The organism is Burkholderia sp. LFS061 (assembly GCF_047978125.1).
Lineage (GTDB): Bacteria > Pseudomonadota > Gammaproteobacteria > Burkholderiales > Burkholderiaceae > Burkholderia > Burkholderia pyrrocinia_C.
The window spans coordinates 90761-108230 of record NZ_JBFPFS010000024.1 but is presented as its reverse complement, the minus strand read 5'-3'; the positions used below and the strand labels follow the sequence as shown (position 1 = coordinate 108230).

General features: G+C 68.8%; 13 protein-coding genes and 1 pseudogene. 7 read left to right on the top strand and 7 right to left on the bottom strand.

Annotated features, from left to right (window positions below; all coding sequences use genetic code 11):
• Positions 1-878: pseudogene (locus ACNQQL_RS21410) on the bottom strand (DNA translocase FtsK); the annotation flags it as partial.
• 170 nt (positions 879-1048) lie between these two features.
• Positions 1049-1594, bottom strand: a complete 546-nt coding sequence (locus tag ACNQQL_RS21405) for an META domain-containing protein (RefSeq protein WP_072440796.1) — start codon at positions 1592-1594, stop codon at positions 1049-1051.
• 212 nt (positions 1595-1806) lie between these two features.
• On the opposite strand from ACNQQL_RS21405, the gene purT reads away from it, so the two are divergent.
• The 4 genes from purT to ACNQQL_RS21385 all read left to right on the top strand — a co-directional run bounded on the left by purT (position 1807) and on the right by ACNQQL_RS21385 (position 5616).
• On the top strand, positions 1807-3021 hold the full coding sequence (purT, locus tag ACNQQL_RS21400; protein ID WP_072440794.1) for a formate-dependent phosphoribosylglycinamide formyltransferase: 1215 nt from the start codon (positions 1807-1809) through the stop codon (positions 3019-3021).
• Between the two features lie 18 nt (positions 3022-3039).
• A complete protein-coding gene (locus tag ACNQQL_RS21395) occupies positions 3040-3225 on the top strand; it encodes a DUF6726 family protein (RefSeq protein ID WP_072440792.1) in 186 nt (61 codons plus the stop codon).
• Positions 3226-3304: 79 nt separating this feature from the next.
• Positions 3305-3685 carry an MliC family protein gene (locus ACNQQL_RS21390; RefSeq protein ID WP_072440790.1) on the top strand — a complete coding sequence of 127 codons (381 nt, stop codon included), beginning with the start codon at positions 3305-3307 and terminating at the stop codon, positions 3683-3685.
• Between the two features lie 395 nt (positions 3686-4080).
• Positions 4081-5616: a DEAD/DEAH box helicase gene (locus ACNQQL_RS21385; RefSeq protein WP_347065487.1), complete on the top strand. Its 1536-nt coding sequence runs from the start codon at positions 4081-4083 to the stop codon at positions 5614-5616.
• Positions 5617-5787: 171 nt separating this feature from the next.
• Here ACNQQL_RS21385 and gluQRS read toward each other — a convergent pair whose 3' ends face one another.
• Together gluQRS and ACNQQL_RS21375 are read right to left on the bottom strand one after the other, a co-directional pair.
• Positions 5788-6681 (bottom strand): tRNA glutamyl-Q(34) synthetase GluQRS, encoded by an 894-nt coding sequence (gene gluQRS / locus ACNQQL_RS21380; RefSeq protein WP_347065485.1) that lies wholly within the window; start codon positions 6679-6681, stop codon positions 5788-5790.
• 19 nt (positions 6682-6700) lie between these two features.
• Positions 6701-7555 (bottom strand): sulfurtransferase, encoded by an 855-nt coding sequence (locus ACNQQL_RS21375; protein ID WP_347065482.1) that lies wholly within the window; start codon positions 7553-7555, stop codon positions 6701-6703.
• 216 nt (positions 7556-7771) lie between these two features.
• Between ACNQQL_RS21375 and dnaE the strand changes: the two genes are divergently transcribed.
• From dnaE to ACNQQL_RS21360, 3 genes are all read left to right on the top strand, one after another.
• Positions 7772-11305: a DNA polymerase III subunit alpha gene (gene dnaE / locus ACNQQL_RS21370; protein WP_347065480.1), complete on the top strand. Its 3534-nt coding sequence runs from the start codon at positions 7772-7774 to the stop codon at positions 11303-11305.
• Between the two features lie 272 nt (positions 11306-11577).
• On the top strand, positions 11578-12666 hold the full coding sequence (locus ACNQQL_RS21365; protein WP_347065497.1) for a glycosyltransferase family 9 protein: 1089 nt from the start codon (positions 11578-11580) through the stop codon (positions 12664-12666).
• 178 nt (positions 12667-12844) lie between these two features.
• On the top strand, positions 12845-14023 hold the full coding sequence (locus ACNQQL_RS21360) for a glycosyltransferase family 9 protein (protein WP_347065478.1): 1179 nt from the start codon (positions 12845-12847) through the stop codon (positions 14021-14023).
• A gap of 147 nt (positions 14024-14170) precedes the next feature.
• On the opposite strand, the gene ACNQQL_RS21355 is transcribed toward ACNQQL_RS21360, so the two are convergent.
• The 3 genes from ACNQQL_RS21355 to ACNQQL_RS21345 all read right to left on the bottom strand — a co-directional run bounded on the left by ACNQQL_RS21355 (position 14171) and on the right by ACNQQL_RS21345 (position 17311).
• Positions 14171-15451, bottom strand: a complete 1281-nt coding sequence (locus tag ACNQQL_RS21355; RefSeq protein WP_347065476.1) for an O-antigen ligase family protein — start codon at positions 15449-15451, stop codon at positions 14171-14173.
• 132 nt (positions 15452-15583) lie between these two features.
• Positions 15584-16426, bottom strand: a complete 843-nt coding sequence (locus ACNQQL_RS21350) for a glycosyltransferase family 2 protein (RefSeq protein ID WP_072440777.1) — start codon at positions 16424-16426, stop codon at positions 15584-15586.
• Between the two features lie 132 nt (positions 16427-16558).
• Complete coding sequence (locus ACNQQL_RS21345; protein WP_072440776.1) at positions 16559-17311, bottom strand: glycosyltransferase family 2 protein; 753 nt, start codon at positions 17309-17311, stop codon at positions 16559-16561.
• Between the last annotated feature and the right edge of the window lie 159 nt (positions 17312-17470).

The following is a 17470-nucleotide window of genomic DNA, read 5'->3' as shown; positions in this document are numbered from 1 at the left end:
GGCGGGCGCGGCGGTAGTGCGCTGGCCGGCCGCGGCGTGACCGCGGTGTGCGGAGCGGCTTGTTTCAGCGCAGCGGTGGCCGGTCGTGCAGCCGTCGGCCGCGGCCGGACGGGTTCGAATCCGACCGGAAGCGGGGCGGGATCGGGGCGCGGCACTTGCGAGTTCGCCGCCGCACGCGCGAGGCTGGCGGTGCTGCCGGTCGTCGGGGGCGGCATCGCGCTGGCCGGCATCGGCGCGGGCGGCGCCGGCATGCTGCGACCGGTCGCGGTCGGCTTCAGCCAGCCCGACGGCGCGACGGGTTCCGTGTGCGGACGCGGAGGCGTCTTGCTGCGCGGCTTCGGCCGCGCCTGCGGGTCGGGTTTCCACAGCGTCGGGCGCGAATACCGGCCATTCTGGCGCGGCGCCATCGAGTTGACGGTATGCGCGGTGGTCGGCTGCACGACATCGTCGTCGCGATGCAGCGCGCTGCGCGGCAGGTCGGCGATACCGCGGGCATCGTCGTCGTCGCGCTCGCGCGACAGCTTGACGCCGAACGACGTGTCGACCCATGCGGCGAACTGGCGCCAGCCGATGCCGGTCAGCCAGGGCAACCCGGCGAAAAACAGCACGACCATCGCGACCGGCGTGCCGATCGGACCGAGCACATGGGCGAAGCCCGCGGAGAACGCGTGGCCGAGCGCGTTCGTGTCGGGGCCCGACAGCGCGCTCGTCAGCGTGCAGCTTGCGACGAACACCGCGGCGAAGCCGAGCCACAGGCGGATCGAGCCGCGGCCGGCGAGGCCGCCGCCGCCGGGCAGCATCGCCTGCACGAGACGCCAGAAGAGAAGGAGGAACCAGACGGCGGAGATGCCGAACCAGCCGAAGACAACCGTGTGCATGCTTTGAAACAGGAGTGGGGAGGGGCGCGCGGGGCGCGACCCGCCGAGTTTAACCGGCCGGCGAACAAGATTCTAAGGCGGCGTGAATTCGTTTCACGCCGTGCTGCGCGTGCGTCCGGCACGCGCGCGCAACGCGAAGGCGGTCGGCCGGCCTTCGCGTGCGCGGTGCATCAGGGGCTCCGGTGCGTGAAGGTCAGCGTTGCGCCGGCATTGGTCACGATCTGCAGTTGCTTGGGTTCGCGCATCTGCACGCCGGTCTTCTCGATATGGGCGAGCGCGTCGAGGTACGCGTGTTCGAGCTGGCCGCCGAGCGTATTCGGGCAGGCCATCCGCGTGCCGGCGAGCGGCCCGAAGCTCAGCAGGCCGTTCTTGATCGCGTAGGTGCCCATGTAGCGGTTGCAGCCCGAGAACCCGCTGGCGCGCCGGATGCCCGAATCGGTCGACAGCGCGAGCTTGATCGGCTCGCCGTTGTCGCCGTGCGGGATCGTGCGCTGCGTGCCGTCGGCGTTCAGCCAGCTGGTGAGCTCCCAGCTCGTGTCGTCGAGCAACTGGACGGCGGCCGGGTTGTACGGGTCGGGGGCGGGGGCGGCGGAATCGGGGTGGGTCGGCATCGCGCAGGCGGCGAGAAGCGTGGCAAGCGTCAACGCGCAGAGCGGCGCGCGCAACGGACGAAGCAGGCCGGTGCGGGCGCGTGCGGCTGCGAACAGGTGGGACATGAGCCTCGTTCCTCATCGGATTCTGATCAAGGCGTAAGAGTAACGCACCCGCCCCGCGGCAGGCGAGCCGACACTTCACGCGTGAAAACGTTCGCAGCCTGCCCGCGCGCGGCGCACGGCCGGGCAGCGGCACGGCGAAACCGCCAAACCGGCGTCGTGGCGCGTGTTAACATCGGAGCCGTTTTCGTCCTCCACCAGAAGCGGGAAATCACATGCAGATCGGTCAGCGGCTCGGTACGCCGCTTTCACCCTCGGCCACGCGCGTCATGCTGCTCGGCGCCGGCGAACTCGGCAAGGAAGTCATCATCGCGTTGCAGCGGCTCGGTGTAGAAGTCATCGCGGTCGACCGCTATCCGGACGCACCGGGCCATCAGGTCGCGCATCGCGCGCACGTGATCGACATGACGGACGCAGCCGCGCTGCGGGCGATCGTCGAGGCCGAGCGCCCGCACCTGATCGTGCCGGAGATCGAGGCGATCGCGACCGACGCGCTCGCGGCGATCGAGGCGGCCGGCCTCGCCGAGGTGATCCCGACCGCACGGGCGACGCAACTCACGATGAACCGCGAAGGGATCCGCCGGCTCGCGGCCGAGGAGCTCGGGCTGCCGACGTCGCCGTATGCGTTCGCGGAATCGTTCGAGGCCTTCAGCGCGGCGGTCGCGAAGATCGGCATGCCGTGCGTCGTGAAGCCGGTGATGTCGTCGTCGGGCAAGGGGCAGTCGGTCGTGAAGACCGAAGCCGACGTGAAGCCCGCGTGGGACTACGCGATGGCGGGCGGGCGCGTGAACCACGGCCGCGTGATCGTCGAGGGCTTCATCGATTTCGAATACGAGATCACGCAACTGACCGTGCGCGCGATCGACCCGGCGACGCTCGGCACGCGCACCTACTTCTGCGAACCGGTCGGCCACGTGCAGGTCGCGGGCGACTACGTCGAATCGTGGCAGCCGCAGCCGATGAGCGCGGTGGCGCTCGAGAAGTCGCGCGAGATCGCGCACAAGGTCACCGAGGCGCTCGGCGGGCGCGGGCTGTTCGGCGTCGAGCTGTTCGTGCGCGGCGACGACGTGTGGTTCTCCGAGGTGAGCCCGCGGCCGCACGATACGGGCCTCGTCACGCTCGCGTCGCAGCGTCAGTCGGAATTCGAGCTGCACGCGCGCGCGATTCTCGGGCTGCCGGTCGATCCGGCGCTCGGAACGCCGGCCGCGTCGGCCGTGATCTACGGCGGGCTCGACGAGCGCGGGATCGCGTTCGAAGGCGTGCGCGACGCGCTCGCGGTGCCGGGCGCCGACCTGCGCCTGTTCGGCAAGCCGGAAAGTTTTGCGAAGAGGCGCATGGGCGTCGCGCTGGCGACCGGCGCGACCGTCGACGAAGCCCGCGAACGCGCGAAGCGCGCCGCCGCGGCCGTCCGGCCCGTGTCGGCCCGCTGACGGAACGAGGAGAGGGCGATGGCGCCGATCTGGCTGCGTATCGGAAAGCTGGGTGCCGCGCTGGCGCTTGCCGCGAGTCTCGCGGGTTGCGGCCTCGCGGCCGCGCCGTGCCGGGTGGCATCGGCCGGGCTCAAGATCGTGCCGCTCGTCGGCCATGTCGCGGCCGCGCCGACCGACGCGTGCGCCGACGTCATCGATCCCTGACGACGATAACCGGTGCGATAACCAACAATAACCGCGCCCCGCGAGGGCGCGTTTCCACCCGTCTCGCGAGAGGACCTGCATGATTCGCCAAACCGTCGCCGCACTCGCGCTCGCCGGCACCGCCGTTTCCGTCGCGCATGCCGCGCAACTGACCGTCGAAGAGATCGACGCCGATTCGCGCCAGCAGACCTTCTACCAGTGCGCGAACCAGAAGCAGCCCGTGCGCGTGTCGTACTGGCTCGCGGGCAACGGCCAGAGCTTCGCGCTCGTGCCGGTCAACGGGCGGCAATTGCTGTTCGTCGATACCGTGTCGGCCTCGGGCGCGCGCTATCAGGCCGGCCGCTATACGTGGTGGACGAAGGGCAAGGAAGCGACGCTGCGCGACGAGATCGCCGACCCGAAGTCGCCGCCGCTGCTTGGCGACTGCGTGCAGGTCGAGAAGAAAAAGAAGAAGGGCTGAGCGCCGGGCGCGATCGTGGATCGTGTCCGCCAGGCGCCAGCGCCAGCCGGCTGCCGGACCTGAAGGTTCGGCGCTCAGGCCTGCCGCGGACGCCTGGGCAACGCCATTCTTGATCGGGCCCCTGATGTCGCTCGACGACCGATCGGGATAGCCCGACCGGGCCGTTCGCCGGCCGTGCGGCGCTGTCCGGGCTCGCCGCGCGAACTGCCGCTGCGGCCGTTCGCGGCGTTGTCGCGGACAGATGGCCGCGCAGTGCTACAATACGGCCCTTTCCGCCGGCATTCGCGCCGAACGGAGTCCGCACGGCCTGGTGTCCAGCGTTCGCATTGAACCGGTCCCAAGCGCCAGAGCGGCGCCGCGCGGCGCGCCGCGGCTCCGTCTATTTCCGAATTGTGATGAGCGCAGGCCCGGCTGGCCTGACGCACGATGTCCCCGCCGCGCCTTTTGAGCGAAACGCCACCATGTCCGATTCTGTCGCCAAGCCCGTCGACGCAACCTTCGACCAATTCGGCCTTGCCGCCGATATCCTGAAAGCCATTGTGGAGCAGGGCTATACGACGCCGACGCCGATCCAGGCGCAGGCCATTCCGGTCGTGCTCGCCGGCCGCGACGTCATGGGCGCCGCGCAAACAGGCACCGGCAAGACCGCGAGCTTCTCGCTGCCGATCATCCAGCGCCTGCTGCCCCAGGCCAACACGAGCGCATCGCCCGCACGCCACCCGGTGCGCGCGCTGATTCTGACGCCGACCCGCGAACTGGCCGACCAGGTCGCCGCGAACGTGCATGCGTACGGGAAGCACACGCCGCTGCGCAGCGCGGTCGTGTTCGGCGGCGTCGACATGAACCCGCAGATGGCCGAGTTGCGCCGCGGCGTCGAGATCCTGATCGCGACGCCGGGTCGCCTGCTCGACCATGTGCAGCAGAAGACCGCGAACCTCGGGCAGGTGCAGATGCTCGTGCTCGACGAGGCCGACCGGATGCTCGACATGGGCTTCCTGCCGGACCTGCAGCGGATCCTGAACCTGCTGCCGAAGGAGCGCCAGACGCTGTTGTTCTCGGCCACCTTCTCGCCGGAAATCAAGAAGCTCGCGTCGACCTACCTGCGCAACCCGCAGACGATCGAGGTCGCGCGCAGCAACTCGACGAACGCGAACGTCACGCAGATCGTCTACGACGTCGCCGAAGGCGACAAGCAGGCGGCCGTCGTGCAGTTGCTGCGCAGTCGCGGGCTCAAGCAGGTGCTCGTGTTCTGCAACAGCAAGATCGGCGCGAGCCGGCTCGCGCGCAACCTCGAGCGCGACGGTGTCGTCGCGTCGGCGATCCACGGCGACAAGACGCAGATCGAGCGGATGCAGGCGCTCGACGCGTTCAAGCGCGGCGAAATCGAGGCGCTGGTCGCGACCGACGTGGCCGCGCGCGGCCTCGACATCGCCGAACTGCCGGCCGTGATCAACTTCGACCTGCCGTTCAGCGCGGAAGACTACGTGCACCGGATCGGCCGTACGGGCCGCGCGGGCGCGACCGGCGACGCGCTGTCGCTGTGCAGCCCGAACGAGCGCAAGCAACTCGCCGATATCGAGAAGCTGATCAAGCGTCCGCTCGAAGTGCAGACGCTCGCGCTCGACAAGCCGGCGCGCCATCGTCAGGACGACCGTGGCGGCGACCGCAGCAGCGAACGCGGTGGCCGGCGCGAACGCGACGAGCATCGCGGTGCATCGGCGCGCCGCTCGGCCGGTTCCGAGCGTAGTGGTCATCACCGTCGCCACGAAGCGCCGGTCGACGATTTCTTCCTGAAGCCGTATGAGCCGTCGGCGGCGGCGAAGCAGTCGGACGACGCACAGCCCGCGCAGCAGCCCGAGAAGAAAGGGCCGAAGCGCCAGGTCGCCGCGCTGCTCGGCGGGTTCGGGATGCCGCGCAAGCCGTCGGCGTAAGCTCGACGGACGTGGCGGTGCGGCGCGTGAGCGCTGCCGGAAAAGCGGGTGCATGTGATGAGCATGTGCCCGTTTTTTATTGGAGCCGTGGTTGGACGGGGGCGGGACGTGGGTTGGCGGCGAGCGATGCAACCGGCACTTGATCGGCGCGAGACCGGCTTGCCGGGCGCTTCAGCCGGCCAGCGGCCCGAAGCGTTGCGCCCACACGGCCGTTGCGGCCGCATGGAACGCATCCAGCGTCGTGCCAGCGAGCGCGCCATCGGGCGCGAGGCCCAGATGCGCGGCCGCGGCCTGCAGTGCCGGCAGCGGATCGTCGCGCTCGAGCGCGGTCGCGCCTGTCTGCTTGCTGAGCTTCTCGCCGTTTGCATCGACGACGACGGGTACGTGCAGATACCGCGGCGTCGGTACGCCGAGGCAGTGTTGCAGATGGATCTGGCGCGCGGTCGAATCGAGCAGGTCGGCGCCGCGCACGACGTGCGTGATGCGCGCATCGGCATCGTCGACGACGACCGCGAGCTGATAGGCCCATTGCCCGTCCGCGCGCTTCAACACGAAATCGCCGACTTCGGTCGCAAGATTTTGCGATTGCGCGTGCTGCCAGCGGTCGTCGAACGTGACGATCGCCGCGTCGCCGTCCGGTACGCGCAGCCGCCATGCGCGCGCAGGCTTGCCATGCAGACCGGTGCGGCAGGTGCCCGGGTACGCGAGCGTCGTGTGGCGCTCGTGCGCGGCGCGCAGCGAATCGGCGATTTCCTTGCGCGTGCAGCCGCACGGATAGACGAGCCCCGCTGCGACGAGCTGCTCGAGCGCGGACGTATACGCGGCATCGCGCGTGCTTTGCCATACGGGCGGCTCGTCGGGCGTCATGCCGAAATGCGCGAGCGTCGCGAGGATGTCATCGGCCGCGCCGGGCACCGTGCGCGGGCCGTCGAGATCCTCGATTCGCACGAGCCATGCGCCGCCGTGCGCGCGCGCGTCGAGCCAGCTCGCGAGCGCGCCGACCAGCGAGCCGAAGTGCAGCGGCCCGGTGGGCGACGGCGCGAAGCGGCCGCGATAGCCGTTCATTTGAGCGCGGGGCGCGCGCTTACGCGGCGCTGGCTGCCTGCGCGCAGGCCGGGCACGACTTGCCGGGCACGTAGCCCGGCGACTGTTGCGCTTGCGGCGTGACGACCGCGCGGCACGCGAAGCACGTGACGTTCTCGGTAGGCTGGAGTTGCGGGTTCAGCGCGGTGCGGTAGTCGAACACGAAGCAGTCGCCGTGATAATGGGCGCCGCCGACTTCCTCGAAATACTTCAGGATCCCGCCTTCGAGCTGGTACACGTTCTCGATGCCGATTTCCTTCATGTGGATCGCGGCCTTCTCGCAGCGGATGCCGCCCGTGCAGAACGACACGACCGTCTTGCCGTCGAGATCGGCACGGTTTGCATCGATCACTTCCGGGAATTCGCTGAACTTGTCGATCCGGTAGTCGAGCGCATCGTCGAACGTGCCGACGTCGACCTCGAACGCATTGCGCGTGTCGAGCATCACGACCGGGCGGCCCGTGTCGTCATGGCCGCGGTCGAGCCATGCCTTCAGCGTGCGCGCGTCGACGGACGGCGCGCGGCCGAGCTCGGGCTTGATCGCCGGCTTCTTCATCGTGATGATCTCGCGCTTCAGGCGCACGAGCATGCGGCGGAACGGCTGCGAGTCGGACAGGCTTTCCTTGAACTGCAGCGTCGCGAACTTGCCCTCGAACAGCGGATCGTGGCGAAGATAGTCGACGAACGCGTCGGCCGCTTCGCGCGTGCCGGCGATGAACAGGTTGATGCCTTCCGGCGCGAGCAGGATCGTGCCGCGCAGGTCGAGTTCGTTGCAGCGGGCGGTGACGAGCGGGCGCCATTGCTCGTTCGCGTCGAGCGACACGAAGTGGTAGGCGGCGAGGTTGACGATGGTCATGATGGTCCGACGGGGAAACGGCCGCACGGCGGCTCGCAAAAAAGGGTGCGAAGCCGTGGCGATGATTCGAAAAACCGTATTATCCCGCAAACCGCGTGCGCTTCGGCATCTGGCCGTTGGGCAGGCAGCGCGACGCGGCGTCGCGTGCATCGGCCGAACGGCCAGTGCGGGGATTTTTTGGGCAGCCTGCGCGGCGACGCGGCTACAATAACGCCCATGTCAGATCCCCGCTTCGTTCATCTTCGCGTTCACTCCGAATTCTCGATTGCCGACGGCATCGTGCGTCTCGACGACATCGTCAAGGCGGCGGCCGCGGACGGCCAGGGCGCGCTCGCGCTCACCGATCTCGGCAACGCATTCGGCCTCGTCCGTTTCTACCAGGAAGCCCGCGGCAAGGGCATCAAGCCGATCGCCGGCTGCGACGTCTGGATCGCCAATCCGGACGATCGCGACAAGCCGTCGCGGCTGCTGCTGCTGGTGAAGGACAAGGTCGGTTACCTGAATCTCTGCGAGCTGCTGTCGAAGGCATGGCTCACGAACCAGTATCGCGGCCGCGCGGAACTCGACGCGAGCTGGCTCGACGGCGAGCTCGCGCAGGGGCTGCTCGCGCTGTCGGGCGCGCAGCAGGGCGATATCGGGCTCGCGCTCGCGGCCGGCAACGAAGAAGCAGCGCGCCGTCATGCCGAGCGCTGGGCGAAGGTGTTTCCGGGCGGCTTCTACATCGAGCTGCAGCGGTACGGCCAGCCGGGCGCCGAGGCATACATCCAGCAGGCCGCGACGCTCGCCGCGTCGCTGAAGCTGCCGGTCGTCGCGACGCACCCGACGCAGTTCATGACCGACGACGATTTCACCGCGCACGAGGCGCGCGTGTGCATCTCGGAAGGCGACATCCTCGCGAACCCGCGGCGCCAGAAGCGCTTCACGACCGACCAGTATTTCCGCACGCAGGACGACATGGTCGCGCTGTTTGCCGACCTGCCGTCGGCGGTCGCGAACACGGTCGAGATCGCGAAACGATGCAACCTGAAGCTCGAGCTCGGCAAGCCGAAGCTGCCGCTGTTCCCGACGCCGGACGGCATGTCGCTCGACGACTACCTGGTCCAGCTGTCGAAGGAAGGGCTCGAGACACGGCTCGTGCAGCTCTATCCGGCCGAAGCCGAACGCGACGCGCAGCGCGACACGTACTACAAGCGCCTCGAATTCGAGTGCGGGACCATCACGAAGATGGGCTTCCCCGGCTACTTCCTGATCGTCGCGGACTTCATCAACTGGGCGAAGAACAACGGCGTGCCGGTCGGCCCGGGCCGCGGCTCCGGCGCCGGTTCGCTGGTCGCGTACGCGCTCGGCATTACCGACCTCGACCCGCTGCGCTACAACCTGCTGTTCGAGCGCTTCCTGAACCCGGAACGCGTGTCGATGCCCGACTTCGACATCGACTTCTGCCAGCACGGCCGCGACCGCGTGATCCAGTACGTGAAGGAGAAGTACGGCGCGGACGCCGTGTCGCAGATCGCCACCTTCGGCACGATGGCTGCGAAGGCGGCCGTGCGCGACATCGGCCGCGTGCTCGACCTCGGCTACATGTTCACCGACGGCGTTGCGAAGCTGATCCCGTTCAAGCCGGGCAAGCACGTGACGATCGCCGACGCGATGAAGGAAGAGCCGCAGCTGCAGGAGCGCTACGACCACGAGGACGAAGTCCACCAGCTGCTCGATCTCGCGCAGCGCGTCGAGGGCCTCACGCGTAACGTCGGGATGCACGCGGGCGGCGTGCTGATCGCGCCCGGCAAGCTGACCGATTTCTGTCCGCTGTACACGCAGGGCGACGACGGCGGCGTCGTCAGCCAGTACGACAAGGACGACGTCGAAGCCGTCGGCCTCGTGAAGTTCGACTTTCTGGGCCTCACGACGCTGACGATCCTCGACTGGGCCGAGCGCTACATTCGCCGCCTCGATCCGTCGAAGGCCGACTGGTCGCTCGCGCAGGTGCCGCTCGACGATCCGGCTTCGTTCCAGATACTGAAGAAGGCCAACACGGTCGCGGTGTTCCAGCTGGAAAGCCGCGGGATGCAGGGCATGCTGAAGGATGCGCAGCCCGACCGCTTCGAGGACATCATCGCGCTGGTGTCGTTGTACCGCCCGGGCCCGATGGACCTGATCCCGAGCTTCTGCGCACGGAAACACGGCCGCGAGAAGGTCGACTATCCGGATCCGCGCGTCGAACCCGTCCTGAAAGAGACCTACGGCATCATGGTCTATCAGGAGCAGGTGATGCAGATGGCGCAGATCATCGGCGGCTACTCGCTCGGCGGCGCCGACTTGCTGCGTCGCGCGATGGGCAAGAAGAAGCCCGAGGAGATGGCCCAGCACCGCGAGATCTTCGCCGAGGGTGCGGCGAAGAACGGCCTCACGCGCGAGAAGTCCGACGAGATCTTCGACCTGATGGAGAAGTTCGCGGGCTACGGCTTCAACAAGTCGCACGCGGCCGCGTACGCACTGCTCGCGTATTACACCGCGTGGCTGAAGGCGCACCATCCGGCCGAATTCATGGCGGCCAACATGACGCTCGCGATGGACGACACCGACAAGGTGAAGATCCTGTTCGACGACTGCGTCGTGAACAACCTCGCCGTGTTGCCGCCCGACATCAACCAGTCGCATTACCGGTTCGAGCCCGTTGCCGAAGCCGACGGCAAGCGCTCGCGCACGATCCGCTACGGCCTCGGCGCGGTGAAGGGCAGCGGCCAGAACGCGATCGAGGAAATCCTGCGCGCCCGCGAGGAAAAGGCGTTCACCGACCTGTTCGACTTCTGCGAACGGATCGACAGGCGCGTCGTCAACCGCCGCACGGTCGAGGCGCTGATCCGCGCCGGCGCGTTCGATTCGCTGAACGCGAACCGCGCGCAGATGCTCGCGTCGGTACCGCTCGCGATGGAAGCGGCCGACCAGGCCGAGGCGAACGCGATGCAGGCCGGCCTGTTCGACATGGGCGCCGAGTCGCCGCACGCGCATGCGCTCGTCGATGAACCGGCGTGGGACGACAAGCGTCGCCTGCAGGAAGAAAAGGGCGCGCTCGGCTTCTACCTGTCCGGCCACCTGTTCGACGCGTATCGCGACGAGGTGCGCCGCTTCGTGCGGCAAAAGGTCGGCGACCTGAAGGAAGGGCGCGACAAGCTCGTCGCGGGCATCATCGCATCGCTGCGCACGCAGATGACCCAGCGCGGCAAGATGCTGATCGCGCTGCTCGACGACGGTTCGGGCCAGTGCGAGATCACGATCTTCAACGAGCAGTTCGAGGCGAACAAGGCGCTGTTCAAGGAAGACGAACTGCTGATCGTGCAGGGGCAGGCGCGCAACGACGCATTCACGGGCGGCATCCGTTTCACGACCGATACCGTGATGGATCTCGAACGCGCGCGCAGCCGCTATGCGCAGGCCGTGCGGCTGACGATGAACGGCAACGCCGACGCAGCGGCGCTGCGCCGCGTGCTCGAGCCGCACGTGTCGAAGGACGATCAGGCCGCCGCGCACGCGGTCGAAGCGCCCGCGCCGCGCGGCGGCGGGCGTGACGGCGGCCGTCGCCCGCAGGCGCCGTTGCCGAACGGCCTCGCGGTCCAGATCCACTACAGCAACGCGCGGGCGCAAGGCGAAATGCGTCTCGGCGACGCGTGGCGCGTGAAGCCGAGCGACATGCTGCTCGCGGAACTGCGCGCGGCGTTCGACGGCAGTGTCGTCGAAATCACGTACTGACCGCATCCCGACCACCGGGCGGCTGTCGCGATACGCGGCCCGTCGCATCGCCATCGTGCGGTGCGGCGGGCCGTTTTTACATCTTCGGGTACCCGGGTCTTGGGCCGGCCATCCGGACGCTATACAATCCGGCGCAGTCGCGCTCGCACGCGCGCACACAAACGGGGGCGGATCCATGCGGCGAGCGGCAACGCGCGACAGGGCCGTCTCTGAACAGGATACCGGGGCATCAGCCCGTCGCGACGATAAAAACTGACAGTCACCACATGACCATGGCCAACGGGAACCCGACGGGGCGAATCCTCGTGATCCGGATTGATTTTCTGGGCGACATGCTGTGCACGACCGCGTTCCTCGGTGCGCTGAAGGAGCGCTGGCCGGGCGCGGAACTGCATGTGGTCGCGAACCGCTACAACGCGGCCGCGCTGGCCGGCAACCCGGACGTGCACGCGGTTCACACGTACGTGTACAGCCGCCAATGCGAACGCAACGACCGTCCCGGGCGGATGCGCGCGTTCTTCGACCGGCTGCGGCTCGTGCGCCGCCTGCGTCGCCTGCGGTTCGACCTCGTGGTCGTGCCGAACGGCGGCATGCATCGCAGCAGCATGCAGTTCGCGCGCCAGCTCGGCGCGAAGGACTGCCGCTGGCACGATGCCGAGACCGAATTCGACGATCGCAAGCCCGAACACATCGCGCAGCGGTCGATGTGCCACGAGGCGCTGTCGGGGTTCCGGCTCGTGCCCGAACTCGGTCGTGTCGATCTCGACCGCCTCGAGCTGTCGGTTCATCCCGATCGCACGTTGCAGGACGCGTGGTATCGCCTGCTCGGCGAGCGTACGAAGCCGCGCGTCGGTTTGTTCGTGTCGAACAAGGCGGCCGAGCGCCGCTGGCCCGCGGATCGCTGGCGCGACCTCGGCGAGCGGCTCGCGCCGTTCGCCGACGTGATCGTGTTTCGCGATCCGGCCATCTGCAATACCGCCGAGGACGACGCGTGGCGCGACATGAGCGCGCGCCATGTCGCGCCGTCGTCGGTCGCCGATCTGGTGGCTGCCGCGAGCCTGCTCGATACGATCGTGTCGGCCGACAGCGCACCCGTGCATCTCGCGTCGGCGCTCGGCGTGCCGGTTGCGGCACTGTTCGAGGACCGTCCCGAGAAATACCTGCGCTGGCATCCGCTCGGCGTGCCGCATGTGATCCTGCGCGCCGGCGCGACCGTCGACGCGATCGGTGTCGACGCGGTCGAGCGCGCCGTGCGTCATCTGCTGCCGCAGGCCGGCCCTTGCGGCGAGCCGGTGGCGGATGCGGCACGCGCACGGCCGACGGCCGCCGCGACATCCGCGGTCCTGACCATCACTTCATAGCGCCGGAAGCACCGCACACGGTGCAAGTGCCGGCGCCTGCCGCACCGCGCCCGCAGGCAGGGTCGCATCAGGGGTCGCATCAGCGCGTCCTGCACGGCCGGTTCGCGATGCCGCGCCGGCTGCTGCAAAATCCTGTACATTGCCAGCCTTGTTCAGCCAGCTAGACAGACCGATCGCCGTGGCCCTGTTTTCCTCCGCCCGCCCGCCCAGAACCATCCTCGTTGCCGCGCCGCGCCGTATCGGCGACGTGCTGCTGACGACGCCGCTCGTGCGTTCGCTGAAGGCCCGCTGGCCCGATGCGCAGATCGACATGCTGGTGTTTCGCGGCACCGAGGGCGTGCTCGAGCACAATCCGGACGTGCGGCGCGTGATCGTCGTCGCGCAGCGCGCGGGATTCCGCGAGCGGCTGCGCGACGCGCTGTCGATGTGGCGCCGCTACGATCTCGCGTGCGCGGCGCTGAGTTCCGACCGGCCGCGCTTCTATAGCTGGTTCGCGGGTCGCAAACGGGTCGGCCTCGTCGATCCCGACCGCGTCACGTGGCTCACGCGGATGATGCTGAACGGCATCGCGATCAATCACCATGAATCCGCGCATACGGTCGTCAGCACGCTTGCGCTCGCACCCGTGATCGGCATCGAGCCGGTGTCCGAGGTCGTCGCACCCGGCATCGGCGACGATCCCGCGCGGCGCGCGCGCTTCGACGCATGGCTCGCGGAGTCGCCGGCGATCCGCGACGGCAAGCCGCTGGTCGTCCTGCATCCGTATCCGATGTTCCGCTACAAGCAATGGCGGCTCGAAGGCTGGGTCGATATGATCGGCTGGCTGCGCGAGCGCGGCTTTGCGGTCGCGTTGTCGGGCGGTCCAGCCGATCGCGAGCGCGAGTATGCGGAGCAGGTCGCGGCCGAAGCGGGCGGCGACGTGCTCAATCTGGTCGGCCGCCTCACGTTCGGCGAGAGCGCGGAGCTCGTGCGGCGCGCGCGGCTCTTCATCGGGCCCGACACCGGCGCGACGCACGTCGCGGCTGCGACGGGCACCGACACGATCGCGCTGTTCGGCCCGTCCGACCCCGTGCGCTGGGGGCCGTGGCCGCAGCACTGGCCCGCGACTGAGAATCCGTGGCCGCTGCGCGGCTCGGGGCGGCACGGGAACGTGTGGCTGCTGCAGGGGGAGGGCGATTGCGTGCCGTGCCGGCACGAGGGCTGCGAGCGCAAGGTCGACAGCCGCAGCGATTGCCTCGCCAATCTCGGCGCGCAGCGCGTGAAAGCCGCGGCGGCCGAGATGCTCGGGCTGAATCCGCCGGGCCCGGCCGAGGCCGCCGTCGATACGTCGCGACTGCATCGCGCCGGATCCGACTGACGACTGACGCGCGGGAGACGCGCGTTTTTGCTTCATTACAGGCGGCTTGTTTCGCGACGAGCCGCGCAGCCCGCTCGCTTTGACGGCGGGCCTCCGCTGCCGCCGAAGCCGGCTGGCGGCAGCGCGGATGCCGTTGCGCGTTGCGCGTTACGCGCTGCGCCGGACCGCCGACGTCTCGCGCGGCAGCGCCTCGCCGCGCTCGCCGCAACCGAGCAGGATGCCGGCCAGCAGCACGATCAGGTGACCTTCGGCGAAATCGAGCAGCAGCGAATTCGCAAGGCTGCCGATCGCGAAGATGGCGAGCCACGCGAGCAGCAAATGCTGCGAGCGCGGATCGAGCGTGCGGCTGCCGCGCGCGATCTGCACGATCAGGTTGATGAACAGCAGCAGGCCGAGTGAGCCGAGCTGCACGGCCATCAGCAGGTATTCGTTGTGCGGGTTCGACGTGAGCTGGCCTTCGGCGGCCGTCTTGCCGGCCGTGAGCTTCTCGAATTCGGATTCGAGGCCGCCCGCGCCGTAACCGATCACCGGGCGCTGACGAAACAGCTCGAGCCCCTTCTTGTACCACTCGAGGCGCAACCCGGTCGACGTGGCCGCGTCGCTCTGCCGGTATTGCTGCACTTCGGACACGACCTTCACGAGGCGGCCGTTGTGAACCGTGCAGGCGGCTACCACGAGCGCGACACCGGACAGGACGAGCACGCCGGCGGCGAGCCCCGCGCGCAGCGCCGATTGCCGGCGCAGCAGCAGCACGAAACGCGCGGCGACGACGAGGATCAGCAGCAGCGCGATGACCTGCCCCGTGCGTCCCTGCAGCATCACGAACACGTTAACGAGCGACCACGCGGCGACGCCCGCATACGCGGTGCGGGACAGCGCCGTGCGGGCGGCAAGCGCGAGATCGGCCGCCTGGTAGAACAGCAGCGCGCCGAACATGCCGGCGGCGATGTGGTTCTTGAACACCCAGGCGCGCGACAGCGGCAGTTGGGTCGCATACGCGGGCCCGATCGCGGTCAGCCCGAGATAGTTGGTCGTCGACAGCAGAAGGATCACGCACAACGTGCCGAACCAGCAGCGCCGCACGATCGGTGCCCAGTTCGAATGACGGAACGCGAGCACGGCGAAGGGCAGCAGCAGCAGCTTGTCGTACTTGGCGACCCAGTTCCACGCCTTGTTGTGCGGTGCGACCGTATACGCGACGCTGGCAGTCAGCGCGGCGAGGATCAGCAGCGCCGCGAGCGAAGCCGGGTCGGTCACGAACGAGCGCAGGTCGCGCCAGAATTCGGGGGAGATCACGAGCGCGGCGGCGAACAGCCCGCAGAAGACGTTGGTCAGCGCGGTCGAGACGGGCACCATGCAGAGCGCGGCGACGGCGAATGCACGGGCGGCGGTCAGGCGCCGCGTGGCGGGAGCGGAAAACGAAAGCATCGGAACCTGTCGAATGGACGAATGCGGCTTGCGGACATCGTGCTCGCGCCGCGCGTCCCGGCGGGAGCTCCGGGACGAACGGCGCAGTATACGCGAAGCAAGCAGCGTTTCTGTGCCGTTTTCGGGGCCCGATCAGCTGAACGCGCGCTTGATCCGCGAGCGCAGCAGCGCGCGCTTCAGGCGCCCAGCAACTGCCGGCGTATCGAGCGCGATGCGCGTGCCGGCCGGCTCGCCGCGATGCAGGTAGTAGCGGTCGAACGTCGCCTGGGTCATGCCCCATTTGTTCAGGAACTGGCGGCGGCCGTCGTTCTTGACGATCTTGCCCGTGCTCTTCTGCTGGAAGTGGTAGACGAGGCTGTCGCCGACACCGAGGAAGATCCGGCAGCCGGCGTCCCAGAATTTCATCGAGAAGTCGTTGTCGCTGCTCATGCCGGGCGACAGCTCGCTGCTGTAGCCGCCGATGCGGTTCCACCAGTCGCGGTGCACGAGCGTCGGCGGCCAGGTCGAGCCGAGCCAGTCCGCGCGCGCGAGCCGTGGGGTCGCATCGACGAGGCCCGCCGCGTCGAAATGTTCGGCGTCGCGGCCGAAATTGCTGACGACGACGCACGGGTTGCGCGTGTCGACCGGCTCGATCATCGTGCCCGACAGCATGAAAAGGTCGGTCGGCATCTGTTCGATGCGGCGCACGAGCGCCGCGTCCCAGCCGGGGCAGCAGAACATGTCGTCGTTCATGTAGACGACGTAGTCGCGCGTCGCGCGCGCGGCGGCCAGGTTCACCGCATGGCAGATGCCGATGTTGGTCGGCGACGCGGTGTGCTCGATTCCTTCGCTGCGCACCCAGTCGAGCGTGCCGTCCGAGCCGTCGTTCACGTGCACGATGATCTGGTGATCGTACGCGGAGTGGCGGCGCAGGCTGTCGACGACGAGCTTGAGGTACGGCAGGTTGTTCCAGGTCGGGATGATGATGGAGAACATGGAGGTCGGATTCGGTGGTCGTCGTGGCGGGCGGCACGCGGTGCAGCCGTCTGGGCGGGCACGCGCAGCGCGGGCAGCCTGGCATTGTAACGCCGGGCCGGCCGCTTGCCGGCGGCGCGCAGGGGCGGGCGCTCAGCGCACCGGTTCGTGGCCGAGTTTCAGGAAGCGGTAATACACGGTCTCCGCGTTGAACACGGCGATCATGAAGCCCGCGCGGCCGTCGAGGAACCCGCGCCGCAGCACGTAGGTGCGCACGAACGCCCAGGCGCCGCGCGCGAGCGCCTTGCCGAAGCCGCCGCGCTGGCCGGCCGCGCGGCGCTGGCGCGCGCCGGCCGTCGAATATGCGTCGAGCTTGCGCACGACGGTTTCGAAATCCTCGTACGAGTAGTGCATCAGCTTGCCGGGCAGGCGCTGCGCGGCGGTATCGAACACGAGGCGCTCGTGCACGAGATCGTCCGAGAAACGCGCGGCGCCGCGCCGGAACAGGCGCGGCACCCAGTCTGGATACCAGCCGCTGTGATGGATCCACTGGCCGCAGAAGCTCGACAGCCGGTCCAGCGCATAGACCTGCGCGGCCGGCGCGCGGATCGCGTCGCGGATCGACCGCGCGAGCTCAGGGCTGACGATTTCGTCGGTATCGAGCGATAGGATCCAGTCGGTGCCGAGCGCATCGAGCGCGCGGTTCTTCTGCGGGCCGAAGCCCGGCCAGTCGCGCTCGACGATCACGCGCGCGCCGTGCGCCTGCGCGATCGCGACGGTATCGTCGGTGCTGCCGCCGTCGATGACGACGACATCGTCGGCGAACGACAGCGCATCGAGGCACTGGGCGAGCCGCGCGGACGCGTTGAGGGCGATGAGGGCGACGCCGAGGGAGGGTTCAGCCATGAAATCGTCGGAAGGGCGGAGAAAACGGTGAGCGGCAGTATACCCGCGGCCCGGCCGCCGGCCGCATCGGCCATGACCGTGCCGGCGAGGGCGGTGCGGCTATAATGTTGAGCCCTTTTCGGCACCCGCCCGACAGGGGCGAAATCCCGGGCGGCCACG